Origin of the sequence: Streptomyces sp. ACA25 (assembly GCF_028200735.1) — a bacterium.
GTDB lineage: Bacteria > Actinomycetota > Actinomycetes > Streptomycetales > Streptomycetaceae > Streptomyces.
This window is the reverse complement of sequence record NZ_JAQKPV010000002.1, coordinates 458,761-474,003: the sequence shown is the minus strand read 5'-3', so window position 1 is coordinate 474,003 and position 15,243 is coordinate 458,761. Positions and strand designations below refer to the sequence as shown.

14 protein-coding genes are annotated in these 15,243 nt (G+C 71.6%); 11 read left to right on the top strand and 3 right to left on the bottom strand.

Features of this window, described 5'->3' with window-relative positions; translation table 11 throughout:
• Positions 1-46: 46 nt before the first annotated feature.
• From PJ985_RS05705 to mgtE, 8 genes are all read left to right on the top strand, one after another.
• A complete protein-coding gene (locus tag PJ985_RS05705; RefSeq protein ID WP_271682426.1) occupies positions 47-1,303 on the top strand; it encodes an amidohydrolase in 1,257 nt (418 codons plus the stop codon).
• 233 nt (positions 1,304-1,536) lie between these two features.
• Positions 1,537-2,571 carry a BMP family lipoprotein gene (locus tag PJ985_RS05700; RefSeq protein ID WP_271682425.1) on the top strand — a complete coding sequence of 345 codons (1,035 nt, stop codon included), beginning with the start codon at positions 1,537-1,539 and terminating at the stop codon, positions 2,569-2,571.
• Positions 2,572-2,694: 123 nt separating this feature from the next.
• A complete protein-coding gene (locus tag PJ985_RS05695; RefSeq protein WP_271682424.1) occupies positions 2,695-4,278 on the top strand; it encodes an ABC transporter ATP-binding protein in 1,584 nt (527 codons plus the stop codon).
• Positions 4,275-5,378, top strand: coding sequence for an ABC transporter permease (locus tag PJ985_RS05690; RefSeq protein ID WP_271682423.1), 1,104 nt, complete (start codon positions 4,275-4,277; stop codon positions 5,376-5,378). The genes PJ985_RS05695 and PJ985_RS05690 overlap by 4 nt, the downstream gene beginning before the upstream one ends.
• Positions 5,375-6,661 carry an ABC transporter permease gene (locus PJ985_RS05685; protein ID WP_443033414.1) on the top strand — a complete coding sequence of 429 codons (1,287 nt, stop codon included), beginning with the start codon at positions 5,375-5,377 and terminating at the stop codon, positions 6,659-6,661. The genes PJ985_RS05690 and PJ985_RS05685 overlap by 4 nt, the downstream gene beginning before the upstream one ends.
• On the top strand, positions 6,658-7,065 hold the full coding sequence (locus PJ985_RS05680; protein WP_271682422.1) for a cytidine deaminase: 408 nt from the start codon (positions 6,658-6,660) through the stop codon (positions 7,063-7,065). The genes PJ985_RS05685 and PJ985_RS05680 overlap by 4 nt, the downstream gene beginning before the upstream one ends.
• A gap of 11 nt (positions 7,066-7,076) precedes the next feature.
• Positions 7,077-8,357, top strand: a complete 1,281-nt coding sequence (locus PJ985_RS05675) for a thymidine phosphorylase (protein WP_271682421.1) — start codon at positions 7,077-7,079, stop codon at positions 8,355-8,357.
• Positions 8,358-8,656: 299 nt separating this feature from the next.
• Complete coding sequence (gene mgtE, locus PJ985_RS05670; RefSeq protein WP_271682420.1) at positions 8,657-9,982, top strand: magnesium transporter; 1,326 nt, start codon at positions 8,657-8,659, stop codon at positions 9,980-9,982.
• A 25-nt stretch (positions 9,983-10,007) separates the two neighbouring features.
• Here mgtE and PJ985_RS05665 read toward each other — a convergent pair whose 3' ends face one another.
• On the bottom strand, positions 10,008-11,294 hold the full coding sequence (locus tag PJ985_RS05665) for an MFS transporter (protein ID WP_271682419.1): 1,287 nt from the start codon (positions 11,292-11,294) through the stop codon (positions 10,008-10,010).
• 118 nt (positions 11,295-11,412) lie between these two features.
• Here PJ985_RS05665 and PJ985_RS05660 point away from each other — a divergent pair, with 118 nt between their 5' ends.
• From PJ985_RS05660 to PJ985_RS05650, 3 genes are all read left to right on the top strand, one after another.
• Complete coding sequence (locus tag PJ985_RS05660; protein ID WP_443033423.1) at positions 11,413-12,384, top strand: LysR family transcriptional regulator; 972 nt, start codon at positions 11,413-11,415, stop codon at positions 12,382-12,384.
• 95 nt (positions 12,385-12,479) lie between these two features.
• Positions 12,480-13,625, top strand: a complete 1,146-nt coding sequence (locus tag PJ985_RS05655; RefSeq protein ID WP_271682417.1) for an adenosine deaminase — start codon at positions 12,480-12,482, stop codon at positions 13,623-13,625.
• A gap of 166 nt (positions 13,626-13,791) precedes the next feature.
• A complete protein-coding gene (locus PJ985_RS05650; protein ID WP_271682416.1) occupies positions 13,792-14,100 on the top strand; it encodes an ATP-binding protein in 309 nt (102 codons plus the stop codon).
• Between the two features lie 146 nt (positions 14,101-14,246).
• Here PJ985_RS05650 and PJ985_RS05645 read toward each other — a convergent pair whose 3' ends face one another.
• Together PJ985_RS05645 and PJ985_RS05640 are read right to left on the bottom strand one after the other, a co-directional pair.
• Complete coding sequence (locus PJ985_RS05645; RefSeq protein WP_271682415.1) at positions 14,247-14,444, bottom strand: PspC domain-containing protein; 198 nt, start codon at positions 14,442-14,444, stop codon at positions 14,247-14,249.
• 101 nt (positions 14,445-14,545) lie between these two features.
• Entirely contained in the window at positions 14,546-15,106 is a 561-nt protein-coding gene (locus tag PJ985_RS05640; RefSeq protein WP_271682414.1) for a VanZ family protein, read from the bottom strand.
• Between the last annotated feature and the right edge of the window lie 137 nt (positions 15,107-15,243).

Here is a 15,243-nt window from a genome sequence, read left to right as displayed (position 1 = left end):
CGTGATCACGGATAACTGGGATCCGAAGGAAGTTACCCTCGGTCACGTGAGCCACCTGCTGTCGCCCGATGCCGCCTCCGTCGCCGAAGCCCCCGAGCTGCCCGGAGGGGTGCCGGACGCCCTGCTGGGCGAGCTCATCGCCTTCCGCCGGGACCTCCACATGCACCCTGAGCTGGGCGGACAGGAATTCCGGACGACCGCGGCGATCAAGGATCGGCTGGAGCGGGAAGGGCTCGCCCCGCGCGTGCTCGACACCGGCACCGGGCTGGTCTGCGACGTGCTGCCGTCCGGTGACCGGAGCAGCGGAGGCGCCATGCTCGCGCTGCGGGCGGACATCGACGCGCTGCCGATCCCGGACACCAAGACCGTCCCCTACCGGTCCACCGTGCCGGGCCGGGCCCACGCCTGCGGTCACGACGTGCACACCGCTGTCGTTCTCGGCGCCGGCATCGTTCTGGCCCGGCTGGCCCGGGAGGGCCGGCTGCCCCGGCCGGTGCGGCTGATCTTCCAGCCCGCCGAGGAAGTGCTGCCGGGCGGCGCCACCGACGCGATCGCCTCCGGTGCGCTCGAGGGCGTCGGCCGCATTCTCGCCGTGCACTGCGACCCCAAGGTCGAGACGGGGCGGATCGGGCTGCGCCTCGGCCCCATCACCTCGGCCTGCGACCGCCTCGAAGTCACCCTGGCCGGCCCCGGGGGGCACACTGCCCGCCCTCACCTCACCACCGACCTCGTCACCGCCGCGGCGCGGCTGGTCACCGAGGTCCCCGCGCTCCTGGCCCGGCGCGTCGACACCCGGTCAGGGCTCGCGGTGACCTGGGGACGCCTGGAGACCGGCCACGCGCCGAACGTCATCCCGCAGGTCGCCCACCTGTCGGGCACCATGCGCTGTCTCGATCTCGATGCCTGGCGCACCGCCCCGGACCTCGTGCACGCGGCCGTCGACGAGGTGGCCACGATGTTCCGGGCCAAGTCGGAGATCCGGTACATCCGCGGGGTGCCCCCGGTCGTCAACGAGCCGGAGTCCACGGCGCTGCTCGCCGACGCGATGGTCTCGCGCCGCGGGGCGGACTCCGTCGAGGACACCGAGCAGAGCCTGGGCGGTGAGGACTTCTCCTGGTACCTGGAGCGGGTGCCCGGGGCGATGGCCCGGCTGGGGGTCCGGCCCCCGGGGGATGCCTCCGCCGCACCGCGCGACATCCACCAGGGCGACTTCGACGTGGACGAGCGCGCCATCAGGGTGGGCGCGGAGCTGTTCACGGCAGCCGCGCTGGCGGACCCGGCGTCGCGGGTGTCCACGGTCTGAACGAGGGTCTCCGCTCGCGGTTCCGGCCTTTGTCCGGCCCGCGGGCGGAGCGTCGCGCGGGCTCGTCCGCCCACCGGTCCGCCGCCCCCGCGCAGCGGGTTCCGGGAGTGGGTGTTGCGGAGGGATTACCTGAACGACGATCTGATAACAGCCACGTTTTCAGACATCTACGCGCGTTACTATCTTCGCGAAACCAGCGCCTCTCAGGCGCTTCGAGCGAAGGGACCGTCCTCGTGCGGCGCGTATCCAAACTTGTAGCAACGGTCGCCGCCACGGCGGCCTTCGCTCTGACCGCGAGTGCGTGCGGTGAGAGCTCGACGGAGGCCGGCTCCGGTGACGGGGACAAGGGCGCAGGCATCGCCTTTGACGTCGGCGGGCGGGACGACCAGTCCTTCAACGAGGCCGCCGCCCGGGGCGCCGACCGGGCACTGGAGGAGCTCGGGGTCGAGCGCGACTTCCAGACGGCGCGGAACGACGAGACCGACGCCGACCGTGAGCAGCGGCTCTCCGAGCTCGCCCAGGAGGGCTACAACCCGGTCATCGGAGTCGGCTTCCTGTACGGCAACGCTGTCGAGCGGGTCGCCGCCGATTACCCGGACACCACCTTCGGCGTGGTCGACTCGGTCTCCGACGGCGACAACGTCTACAGCATGATCTTCGCCGAGCACGAGGGGTCCTACCTCGCCGGCGTCGCCGCGGCCCTGAAGTCCGAGACCGGCAAGGTCGGCTTCATCGGTGGCGTGAACATCCCCCTGATCCAGAAGTTCGAGGCGGGCTTCACCCAGGGTGTCAACGACACCGACGCCGATGTGTCGGTCGACGTGCAGTACCTGTACGCCGACGACGACCGTGGTTTCACCGATGTCGCCAAGGCCAAGGAGCAGGCCAACGGCATGCTCGGCCGCGACATCGACGTGATCTACACGGCGGCCGGCCTCGCGGGCAACGGCTCCATCGAGGAGGTTGCCGCACACGGCAACGCCTGGGCGATCGGTGTGGACTCCGACCAGCACCAGCAGGACGGTCTGGCCGAGTACCAGGACTCCATCCTCACCTCGGTGGTCAAGGGCGTGGACGTGGCCGTCTTCGACCTGATCAAGAGCGTGCACGAGGGGGAGCCGCTGAGCGGTCTGGGCGAGTACTCGCTCGCGGACGACGGTGTGTCGCTGGCCACCTCGGGTGGCTTCATCGACGACATCCAGGAGCAGATCGACGAGGCCAGGCAGCGCATCGCGGACGGTGAGACCGAGGTCCGCGACAGCCCCTGATCGCCTCGCACCACCCGGGCCCGGTGAGGAGCACGCTCCTCACCGGGCCCGGCAGCAGAACGCTACGCGCGTAGTACGGTCCCTGCGCGATACCGTCAGCTGTCCCCATCGGCCGTGCTCCTTATGCCCCGAGGAGAGTGCGTCATCGCAGCCCCAGAAAGCCCCGCGGACGGCGGCCTGCCGGCCGTCGAGCTGCGCGGCATCACCAAGCGTTTCCCCGGCGTCGTGGCGAACCACGACATCGACATCACCGTGCGCCGCGGCACCGTGCACGCACTCATCGGTGAGAACGGCGCCGGCAAGTCCACCCTGATGAAGATCCTCTACGGCATGCAGAAGCCGGACGAGGGGACGATCACGGTGGACGGCGACTCCGTGGTCTTCGGTTCGCCCGCCGATGCCATCGCCCGCGGCATCGGCATGGTGCATCAGCACTTCATGCTGGCCGACAACCTCACGGTCCAGGAGAACATCGTCCTGGGCGCGGAGAAGCTCCACGGCATCGGGGCAGCGGCCCGCCGGGAGATCATGCGGATCTCCGACGCGTACGGCCTGAACGCGCGGCCGGACGTGCTGGTCGAGGAGATCGGCGTCGCCGACCGGCAGCGGGTGGAGATCCTCAAGGTCCTCTACCGGGGGGCGCACACGCTCATCCTGGACGAGCCGACGGCCGTGCTGGTGCCGCACGAGGTGGACGCGCTCTTCGCGAACCTGCGGGAGCTGAAGGCCGAAGGGCTGACCGTCCTCTTCATCTCGCACAAGCTGGGCGAGGTGCTGTCCGTCGCGGACGAGATCACCGTCATCCGGCGGGGCACGACGGTGGCCTCGGTGGTCCCGGGGAACACCACGCCCAGGCAGCTCGCCGAGCTCATGGTCGGCAGCGAGCTGCCGGTGCCCGAGACCCGCGAGTCCACGGTCACGGACGTCCCACTGCTGACGGTCGCCGGGCTCTGCCTGTCCGGTACGGACGCCGAGGGGGTCGTCCGCGAGGTGCTGGCCGACATCGACTTCACGATCCACAAGGGCGAGGTGCTGGGCATCGCCGGGGTCGAGGGCAACGGCCAGTCCGAGCTGGTCGAAGCGATCATGGGGATGCGGACGCCGGACGAAGGCCGGATCGAGCTGGACGGCACCGACATTTCCCGGGCCCCCACCCGCCGGCGCCGGGAGAGCGGCATCGGGTACATCCCGGAGGACCGGCACCGGCACGGGCTGCTGCTGACCGCACCGCTGTGGGAGAACCGCATGCTCGGCCACATCACGCAGCGGCCCAACAGCCGCGGGCCGTGGCTGACCGCGAAGGACGCCCGCCGGGACACCGAGCGGATAGTCAGCGAGTACGACGTCCGGACCCCCGGGATCGACGTCACCGCCGCCAGCCTGTCCGGCGGCAACCAGCAGAAACTGATCGTCGGCCGGGAGATGAGCCACCACCCCAAGGTGCTGGTCGCCGCCCACCCCACCCGAGGGGTGGATGTCGGCGCCCAGGCCCAGATCTGGGACCAGATCCGCCACGCCCGCCGGGAAGGGCTCGCGGTGCTGCTGATCTCGGCGGACCTGGACGAACTGATCGGACTCTCCGACAGCCTGCGCGTCATGTACCGGGGCCGGCTCGTCACCGACGCCGATCCCGCCACCGTCACACCGGAGGAGTTGGGTACCGCGATGACCGGTGCGACCGGCGGGCAGAAGGGTGACGCCGCGTGAAGCTCGACAAGGAGAAGCTGGTCCTGGGGCTCGCCGCTCCGGCGCTGGCCCTCGCGACCTCCTTCGTGATCATCTCGCTCGTCATGCTGACGACCGGGCAGAACCCGTTCCACGCCTTCGCGGTGATGTTCGACTACGGCATCAAGAGCGACAGCCAGGTCTGGATCATCAACAAGGCGATCCCCTACTACCTGTCCGCGGTTGCCGTCGCCATCGGCTTCCGGATGAACCTCTTCAACATCGGTGTGGACGGGCAGTACCAGGTCGCCGCGTTCTTCGCCGCGGTGGTGGGCGGCGCCATGACCCTGACCGGTCTGGTGCAGATACCGCTGATCCTGCTGACCGGCATGGTGGTCGGCGCGCTGTGGGCGGGCATCGCGGGCTACCTGAAAGCCAGCCGCGGGGTCAGCGAGGTGATCACCACGATCATGCTGAACGCCATCGGCGGCGCCCTCATCGGCTACTTCCTGCACGAGGGCCGGCTCGCCGAGCGCACCCAGAACATCGTGCACACGCCGCACATCCCGGACTCCGGCATGTTCTTCCGGATACCCACGGAGGCCGGCACGATCTACGGCACGATCACGCTCGCGATCGCGGCCGGCATCGCCTACTGGTTCTTCCTCAACCGCACCCGCTTCGGCTACGACCTGCGGGCCGTCGGGCAGTCCGACACCGCGGCCCAGGCCAGCGGCGTCAGCGTCAAGCGCACGGTGATCACCGCCATGCTGCTGTCCGGAGCGGTGGCCGGGCTCGTCGGCATGCCGACCCTGCTCAACGACTCGGGCAACTTCGGCAACAACTTCCCCGCGGGCATCGGCTTCATGGGGATCGCCATCGCGCTGCTCGGCCGCAACAACGCGGTGGGCATGGCCTTCGCCGCCCTGCTCTGGGGCTTCCTGGAGCGCACCGGCGGCCGGCTGAACTTCGAGGGCTACAACCAGGAGATCGTGGGTGTCATGCAGGGCATCATCGTGCTCTCCGTGGTGATCGCCTACGAACTGGTGCGCCGCTGGGGCATGCGGCGCCAGCAGCACATGGTCGGAGCGCAGCTCGCCGCTGCCGCCCGCAGCAACAAGACCGCGGAGGTGGCCTCGTGACCACGACTCTTACCACCCTCGCCCAGCGCCTGCGGCCCGAGGAGCGGAAGAACGGCAAGGGCCGCCGGAAGCTCGGTCTGCCGGCGATCCTGCTGCTGGTCGCGGCAGGCCTGGTGCTGCTGTCCGTGGTCCGGATGATCACCGACACCGGGAGCCTCACCGAAACCCGGCAGTGGGCCAGCGCCCTGGGCCTCGCGGTGCCGATCGGCCTCGCGGGCCTCGGTGGCCTCTGGGCGGAGCGGGCCGGGGTCATCAACATCGGCCTCGAGGGCATGATGATGCTCGGGCTGTTCGCCGCCGGCTGGGCCGGCTGGCAGTACGGTCCCTGGGCTGCGGTGGTCGCCGGGATAGTGGGCGGCGTTCTCGGCGGGCTGGTGCACGCGGTGGCCACCGTCACCTTCGGGGTGGACCACATCGTCTCCGGTGTCGCCATCAACATCCTGGCGCTCGGCGTGGTGCAGTTCCTCGCCAAGCAGTGGTTCGCCGAGGGCCCGGCGTCCGCGGCCGGCGGCAACGACAAGCAGTCCCCGCGGATGGACGCGATGGACAACTTCTCGGTGCCCCTGCTGTCCGACTGGCTCGCCACCCTCTCCGCCCAGGACTGGTTCCTGGTCTCGGACGCCGCGGGCATCGCCGGTGCGGCGGTGACCAATGTGTCCTGGCTGACGCTGCTGGCGGTGCTGCTGTTCGTCGGCACCTACTTCGTGCTGTGGCGCACGCCCTTCGGGCTGCGGCTGAGGTCCTGCGGCGAGAACCCGACGGCCACCGAGTCGCTCGGCGTCAACGTCTACCTCTACAAGTACCTGGCACTGGCGATCTCGGGCGGCCTGGCCGGGCTCGGCGGGGCCTACCTCGCCGTCTTCATCCGGATGTACCAGGACGGCCAGACCGGCGGCCGCGGCTACCTGGGCCTGGCCACCATGATCTTCGGCAACTGGCGGCCCGGCGGGGTCGCACTGGGCGCCGGGCTGTTCGGCTTCATGGACGCCCTGCAGATCCGCGGCGGCGGCCCGACGGTGCACGCCATGCTGCTGCTCTTCGCCGTCGCCCTGGCGGCGGTCGCGGTGTGGCAGTTCGTCCGGGCCAAGCGGGCGGCGGCCGTCATCAACGGCTCGCTCGCGGTCCTGCTCTACCTCTGGTACGCCTCCACCGACACGATGCCGCTGGAGCTCGTCACCGCCAGCCCGTACATCACCACGCTGGTTGTGCTCGCGCTGTTCTCCCAGCGATTGCGGGTGCCGAGAGCGATCGGGAAGCCGTATCGGAGAGGGCAGGGAACATGACGGCCCCCGAACCGGACTGGGAGGCCCTGCGGACGGCGGCCCGGGAGGTCATGTCGCGGGCGTACGCCCCCTACTCGCGTTACCCGGTGGGCGCCGCCGCCCGGGTGGACGACGGGCGGCTGGTCACCGGCTGCAACGTGGAGAACGCCTCCTACGGGCTGGGGCTGTGCGCGGAGTGCGGCCTGGTGTCCGCGCTGCACGCCGGCGGCGGCGGCCGGCTCACCCACTTCACCTGCTGCGACGGGCAGGGCGAGACCATCACCCCGTGCGGCCGCTGCCGCCAGCTCCTCCTCGAGCACGGAGGACCACAGCTGCTGCTCGACACCCCCGAAGGCATCCGCACCCTGGCCGAGCTGCTTCCGCAGGCGTTCGGGGCCCACGGCGGCCCGCGGCACCCGAACTGAGGACCACACCCATGGACGTCATCTCCGTCATCCGTACCAAGCGCGACCGGGGGCGGCTCGGGCCGGAGCAGATCGACTGGGTGATCGACGCCTACACCCGGGGTGAGGTCGCCGACGAGCAGATGTCGGCACTGGCCATGGCCATCCTGCTCAACGGCATGGACCGGGCCGAGATCGCCCGCTGGACCGCAGCCATGATCGCCTCCGGTGAGCGGATGGACTTCTCCGCGCTGCGGCGCCCGACGACGGACAAGCATTCGACGGGCGGCGTCGGCGACAAGATCACGCTGCCGCTCGCCCCGCTCGTCGCGGCCTGTGGCGCGGCCGTGCCGCAGCTCTCCGGCCGCGGGCTGGGTCACACCGGCGGCACCCTCGACAAGCTGGAGTCCGTCCCCGGCTGGCGGGCCCGGCTCTCGCGCGAGGAAATGCTGGCCGTTCTCGACGACGCGGGAGCCGTCATCTGCGCCGCCGGCGACGGGCTGGCCCCGGCCGACCGCAAGCTGTACGCCCTGCGGGACGTCACCGGCACCGTGGAGTCCATCCCGCTGATCGCCAGCTCCATCATGAGCAAGAAGATCGCCGAGGGCACCGGGGCACTGGTGCTGGACGTCAAGGTCGGCTCCGGCGCCTTCATGAAGAACCTGACGGACGCCCGGGAGCTGGCAGCCACCATGGTGGGCCTGGGCGCCGACCACGGGGTGCGGACCGTGGCACTGCTCACCGGCATGTCCACCCCGCTCGGCCGCACGGCCGGCAACGCCCTGGAAGTCCGGGAATCCGTGGAGGTGCTGGCCGGGGGAGGGCCGGATGATGTCGTCGAGCTGACTCTGGCGCTGGCCCGGGAGATGCTGGACGCAGCCGGCCTGCGCGACGCCGATCCCGAGCGGGCCCTGGCGGACGGTACCGCCATGGACCACTGGCGGCGCATGATCACCGCGCAGGGCGGCGACCCGGACGCGGCCCTCCCGGTGGCCCGCGAGCGGCATGTGGTGCCGGCCCCGGCGTCCGGGGTGCTCAGCGACCTGGACGCCTACGCGGTCGGGCTCGCCGCCTGGCGGCTCGGCGCGGGCCGGGCCCGCAAGGAGGACCCGGTGCAGGCGGGGGCCGGGGTCGAGCTGCACGCCAAGCCCGGTGACCCGGTCACGGCAGGTGCTCCACTGCTGACGCTGCACACCGACACCCCGGAGCGGTTCGCCGGTGCGCTGGCCGCGCTGGAGGGCGACGCGGTGCGGATCGGCCCGGCCGGCGAAGCGGTCCCGGTCGCTCCTCTGGTGCTGGGCCGCGTCTCCTGACGCCGGTCCGGCGGCGACCGGCGGGGCACGTCGCACGAAGGTCACTTCTCGGGCATCCTGTGCAGTGGATCCGTTGAACTGATCTTTCCTGGAGCCGTGTAGCCTGAAGAACGGTTTCGGCGGAACGACACGGCGGGAGGTGGTGCTGCGATGCGCAGCGAGCCTCCCAGTCATCTGTGGCGCCGCGCGGAGGATCCCGGGGCGGGCCGTACCTGACCAGGGCGGCCCGGCGGAGGGACACGCGTGCGCGCAGATGTCCCTGTCCGTGATCTGACTCTGCTCGTGGGGGTAGTTCCGTCATGACCCACCTTCCCGGCCTGCTCGAGGAGCACGACCTCGCAGGCGCCCTGGAATGGCTGGAGACCCAGCCCCCGTACTCCATCGCCGACGAGATCGCGCGGATGGACGCCGTCAACGCCGTCGTCTCCTTCCGCCTGCTCGACAAGGACCGGGCGATCGAGGTCTTCGAGGAGCTCGATCCCGTCGACCAGCAGCAGATCCTCGAAGGACTGCGCGACCTGGCGTTCCGTGAGCTGGTCGAAGGGATGGACCCGGACGACCGCGCCAGGATGCTCAAGGAGGCGCCGGCCAAGGTCGCCAAGCGGGTGCTGGCCGGGCTGAGCGCCCACGAGCGGCAGATGACGGCCGCGTTGCTGGGCTACCCCGAGGGGTCCGTCGGGCGCTACATGACGCCGGAAACCGTCGCCCTGCAGCAGCATCTGACGGTTGCCCAGGCGCTGGAGGTCGTACGGCTGCGTGGAGCCCAGGCGGAGACCATCTACACCCTCCCCGTGGTGGACACCGGACGCCGGCTGACCGGGGTGGTGGAGCTGCGGGAGCTGGTGCTCAGCGAGCCCGACATCATGGTGGCCGAGCTGGTCATAACGGAGACCCCGCGGGCGCGGGCCACCGACCCGGCCGAGGGCGCGGCGCGGCTGATGCGCGAGACGAACGTCCTGAACCTCCCCGTCGTCGACAGCGAGGACCGGCTGGTCGGCCTGCTGACCATCGACGACGCGGTGGAGGTCATCGAGGCGGCCGACACCGAGGACGTCGCCCGGCAGTCCGGCGCCGAGCCGCTGGAGCGGCACTACATGTCGGCCAGCGTCTTCCAGCTCTCCCGCGCGCGGGTGCTGTGGCTGATGCTGCTGCTGGTCGCCGCGACCCTCACCGTCAGTGTCACGCAGGCCTTCGAGGACGAGCTGGAGACGGTGACGCAACTGGCGCTGTTCATCCCGCTGCTCATCGGGACCGGGGGCAACGCGGGCGCCCAGGCGGCCACCGCGGCGGTGCGTGCGCTGGCGGTCGGCGAGGTGCGGACGTCCGATCTGCTCCGGGTGATCTGGCGGGAGTGCCGGACCGGGCTGTTGCTCGGCTGCATGCTCGCGCTGGTCGGGCTGCTGGTCGGATCGGCCTTCGTCGGTCTGGACATCGCTGTGGTGGTCGCCGTCACGCTGGTGCTGATCTGCGCCTGGGCGGCCACGGTCGGTGGCACGATGCCGCTGCTGGCCAAGAAGCTGAAGATCGACCCGGCCGTGGTCTCCGCGCCGATGGTCACCACCCTGGTGGACGCCACCGGTCTGATCATCTACTTCAGCACCGCCAAGATCGTCCTCGGCATCTGAGGAGCCCCGGGCGGGTGTCCGACCCTCAGACGGACCCGAGGCGCCGCTCGATGAAGGCTTTGCGGGTGGCGTAGAGGGTGATCCCGGCGGCCGTGGCGAGGGCGCTCAGCGCCAGAGCGACGGTGCCCTCCCACTGCGCGCGGTGGTAGACCAGGGCGCCCAGGGTGCCGCCCACGCTCGCGCCCAGGTAGTACGTGACCTGGTACAGCGCGGAGGCCTGGGCCCGGTCCGTGGTGGCGGCACGCCCGACCGCCGAGGAGGCGACGGCGTGACCGAAGAAGAAGCCGGCGGTGATGAGCACCAGTCCGAGCAGGATCACGGCGAGATGGTCGGCGAGGCTCAGCAGCAGCCCGCCGGTGACCGCGCCGATGCCGAGGTGGAGGGCACCGCGCCGGCCGAGGCGTTCCACCAGTGGGCCCGTCATCGAGGAGGAGCCGGTGCCGACCAGATAGATGACGAAAACGGAGCCGATCAGCCCGGCGGAGAGGTTGAAGGGGTCCTCCACCAGCCGGAAGCCGATCGCTGTGTACACCGCGCTGAAGGCGGCCATCAGCAGCAGTCCGATGACGCAGAGCCGCCGCAGCAGCGGATTCGACAGGTGGCCGCCCACCGAGCGCAGCGCCGCCCGGGGCCGGAGCGTGCCGGGTACGAAGTTTCTGGGCTGCGGCAGCAGCAGCCGGTACGCGACCGCGCCGGCCACCGACAGGACGGCGACGGCTGCGAGCGCCGCTCGCCAGCCCCAGCCCTCGGCGACCCACCCGGTCAGCAGCCGCCCGCTCATGCCGCCCACGCTGTTGCCCGCGATGAACAGGCCCACGGCGCCGACCATGGCCCGCTTGTCCAGCTCCTCGGAGAGGTACGCCACCGCGGAGGCCGGGATGCCGGCCAGCGCCGCCCCCTGGGCGGCGCGCAGCGCGATCAGGGTGCCCAGCCCGGGGGCGAACGGAATCAGCAGGGCGAGCGTGACGGCCACCGCGAGGGAGCCGGTCATCACCTGCCGCCGGCCGAAGCGCTCGGACAGCACACTCAGCGGGAGCACCGCCACGGCCAGTGCGACGGTGGCCGCGGAGATGGTCCAGCTCGCCTGGTCCGGGCGGACGGTGAAGGCCGCCGCGAGGTCGGGCAGCAGGGCCTGGGTGGAGAACAGCAGGGCGAAGGTGGCCACGCCCAGGGCGAACAGGGCGAGGTTGATGCGCAGGACCGGGGGCCGGGGCGAGCTCGGGGTGCCGCTCCGGAGAGAGGGGGGAGCGGCGGGTGCGGGCGGGGCGGGGGTCCCCGGCGCGAGGGGGGTCCCGGTAGCTGCGTAGGGCATGCAACGAACGTAAGAGGGCCGGTCTGATCCGTCCAATGCATGAATCTGGAAAGATCGTTCCAGCAGCGCATAAAGGAAGGTCAGGTGGGCGGTGTCCTCCGCACACAACGCAAAAGACATCTCTGTCACATCCGGAGGCCCTACCGGTGCGGCCTCCCCGGCCTCCCCGGAGCTGGACCCGGGATCCTGGGCCGGGCTGCTGACGCCGCGGCTCGCCCAGTTCGCCGCCGTCGCCCGGCACGAGCACATCACCCGGGCCGCCCGGGAGCTGGGGGTTCCGCAGTCCACGCTGAGCCGGGCCATGGCCCGGCTGGAGGCCGATCTCGGCGTGGCGCTGCTCGCCCGGCACGGCCGGGCGGTCTCCCTGACCCCGGCCGGCCGTACCTTCGCCCGGTCGGTGGAGCAGGCGCTCGGTGAGGTCGAGCGGGCCGCCGAAGCGGTCCTGGCGGACACCGATCCGGCCGCGGGCCGGGTCGCGTTCGGCTTCCTGCGCACCATGGGTCCGGAAACCGTACCCGGGCTGATCCGGGAGTTCCGCGCGGACCATCCCCGGGTGCGCTTCTCCCTGGTGCAGGGCTACGGGGAACACATGGTCGAGCGGCTGCGCCGGGGCGAGCTCGACCTGTGTCTGATCTCGCCGATCCCCGAGGCCCCGGACCTCGTCGCCCGACGGCTCGACGAACAGCGGCTGTATCTCGTCGTACCGCAGGACCACCGGCTGGCTGCCCGCAAGCGGGTGCGGCTCGCGGAGGCCGCCGACGAGGCGTTCGTCACGCTGGAGCCGGGCTACGGCATGCGGCGGCTGACCGAGGAGTTGTGCCGGCGGGCCGGCTTCGCCCCGAAGGTCGCGTTCGAGGGCGACGAGACGGAGTCGCTGCGCGGCCTGGTCGCGGCCGGGCTGGGGGTGTCGCTGCTTCCCCCGCCCACCGTGCCGCGGCCGGGGGTGCGTGAGCTCACGGTCATCGCGCCCCGGGCCGTCCGGGAGATCGGTGTGGTCTGGATGGCGGGCCGTCCCGACCCCCGGCCGGTGGCGGAATTCAAGCGGTTCCTGCTGGGGCGCCGCGGAAGGCTGCTGGCCGACGAGCGCTGAGCGCGGGGCGTGACCGATGGGCCGGCACGCACGACCGGGGTGCCCGCAGCCTGCCCCACGCCCGGATCTACGCGCGTAGGCGTTACAGTCGGGGCATGAGCCAGAGCCGGCGTCCGACGCCCCCCGCCCTCACCCCGGACCAGATCCTGCGCGCGCCCAAGGTGCTGCTGCACGACCACCTCGACGGTGGCCTGCGACCGGAGACCGTCGTCGATCTCGCCCGGCAGCAGGGGTACGGCCGGCTGCCGGAGACCGACCCGGAGAAGCTCGGCAGCTGGTTCCGGGAAGCGGCGGACTCCGGCTCCCTGGAGCGCTACCTGGAGACCTTCGCGCACACCACCGCCGTCATGCAGACCCGGGAGGCGCTCGTCCGGGTCGCGGCCGAGTGCGTGCAGGACCTGGCCGCCGACGGCGTGGTGTACGCGGAGATCCGCTATGCCCCCGAGCAGCACCTGACGGCAGGGCTGACTCTCGAAGAGGTGGTCGAGGCGGTGACCGAAGGGTTCCGGGAGGGTGAACGGCGGGCCGCCGCGGACGGCCGGCGGATCCGGGTCGTGTCCCTGCTCACCGCCATGCGGCATGCGGCCCGGGCCCTGGAGATCGCCGAGCTCGCCAACCGCTACCGGAACGAGTCGGTGGCCGGCTTCGACATCGCCGGCGCCGAGGCGGGCTATCCGCCCACCCGGCATCTGGACGCCTTCGAGTACCTGAAGCGGGAGAACAACCACTTCACCATCCACGCCGGTGAGGCGTTCGGCCTGCCGTCGATCTGGCAGGCCCTCCAGTGGTGCGGTGCCGACCGGCTGGGGCACGGCGTGCGGATCATCGACGACATCGAGGTGTCGGAGGACGGCCGGGTGCGGCTCGGCCGGCTGGCCGCGTACGTCCGGGACAAGCGCGTGCCGCTGGAGATGTGCCCCAGCTCCAACCTCCAGACGGGGGCCGCGGTCTCCTACGCGGAGCATCCCATCGGCCTGCTCCGTGAGCTGCGGTTCCGGGTCACGGTGAACACGGACAACCGCCTCATGAGCGGGACCAGCATGAGCCGCGAATTCGGCCATCTGGTGGACGCGTTCGGTTACGGTCTCGATGATCTCCAGTGGTTCACCGTCAATGCCATGAAGTCCGCGTTCATTCCTTTCGATGAACGTCTGACGATGATCAACGAAGTCATCAAGCCCGGATACGCCGCCCTGCGGTCGGAATGGCTGTTCCGGGTGGAGGCTCCGGAGCCGGGCTGACCTGCGGCAAGGAGGCGGTGCGGGGCAGCCGGGGCGGCTGCCCCGCCGTCGGCGGTCCGAAGAGTTACGGGTAATGCGCCAGTTTCTTCCGCTTTGCCGGTCGTCTTCACCCCCGGCTACGCTGCGGGCCGCTGCACGAACCCCCCACTTGAGGACGTCGTTTCTGATGAACCAGACCACCGTGAAGTCTCTCGGTTCCCTCGCGCTCGGTGCCGCAGTCGCCGTCGTGGCCGCCGGTACCGCTTCCGCCGCTCCCGCCCCGGTCACGCAGCCCGTCTCCGACGTGCTGCGGTCCGTGCCCGCGGATGCCCTGCCCGCCGGCAGTACCGAGGCCCTCGCCGCGGGCAGTTACGCGATGCGCGGTGCCGGGCTGCCGACGGTGAGCCTCATGAAGTCGGGCCCGTCGGCGGCCCCCGCCGCGGAAGCCGGGGCGACCCGTGGTGCCGCCCCCCTGCTGGGTGGCCTGCCCGTCTGACGGCGGCTCCGCGCCGCCCGGCCTCCCCGAAGGCGCGGACCGCCCGTCCGCCGTGTGCGGACGGCCGCCGGGAGACCGGCGGCGGGAGGGCCGGGCCCCGGAGTCCCCGGGCGCCCGGCCCTCCCGCACGCCCGGTGCGTGGCGGTTCACCAGCCGCGGCGCTCCCCGTCGTTCGGCAGCAGGAACCACAACAGCAGGTAGAGCAGGAACTGCGGGCCCGGCAGCAGGCAGGACACCACGGCGATCACTCGCACGGTGCCTGCCGAGACGCCGAAGCGGCGGCCCAGACCGGCGCACACTCCGCCGATCCAGCGGCCCTCACGGGGACGGGACAAGGTGGCCATCGTGGGGCTCTCCTCAGGTCGTCGGCTCGGCCGTCGGCCGGATGCCGTGGTGCGGCAAGGGCGGCCGGGCGTGATCTGCACCTGTGTGCCTGGCCGTCCTCTCACCGTACGGAAAGTCTGCCGGCCCGCGCATCGGCCCGAGGTGCGAGGCTCACCCCGGAAGCTCTCGGGGTCGGACCCGGAGAGATGGCTTGCGGACGGGGGACCGGGCGGGGCACGGACGGCCGCCGCGGCCGCAGGAGCAGGGACCGCAACGGCGCATAGGCGAGCAGGTGCACCAGCCCGACCCCGAGAGTGCTGAGCAGAAGCGCGTCGATGTTCGCGACCCGGCCCGGTACCGAGGACTGCAGCAGTTCGATGACCAGTGAGATCATCGCGCCGGCGAAGACCGTCCGGGCGGCGGAGGCGAACCGGGAGCCGCCCAGGCGCTTGCCCAGCACCGGCAGCAGCACCCCGAGCGGCGCGAGCAGCGCGAGGCCGGCTCCGAGGGAGCGGGCGGCCTCTCCCGGTCCGCGGGCGAGATCCGACCGGATGGTGGCGAACAGTTCGACATTGGGAGGGGACACCCACACGGCGGTCACCGGACGCAGGGTCAGCCAGGCGACGAATCCCAGATAGACGGTAACGGTGACGAAGGCCGCCAGCCGCACGCGCGGTGCCACCCCACCGCCGCGGGATCCGTCCCGGGAAGTCTTCTCATGACCGTGCACGGACTTCAGGACGCCTGCCGCTGCCGTTGCGGTTCCCCGCAGTGGGTGCCCGTGCGCTGGACGAGCTCTCCGGAACCGGGAGCGCGCAG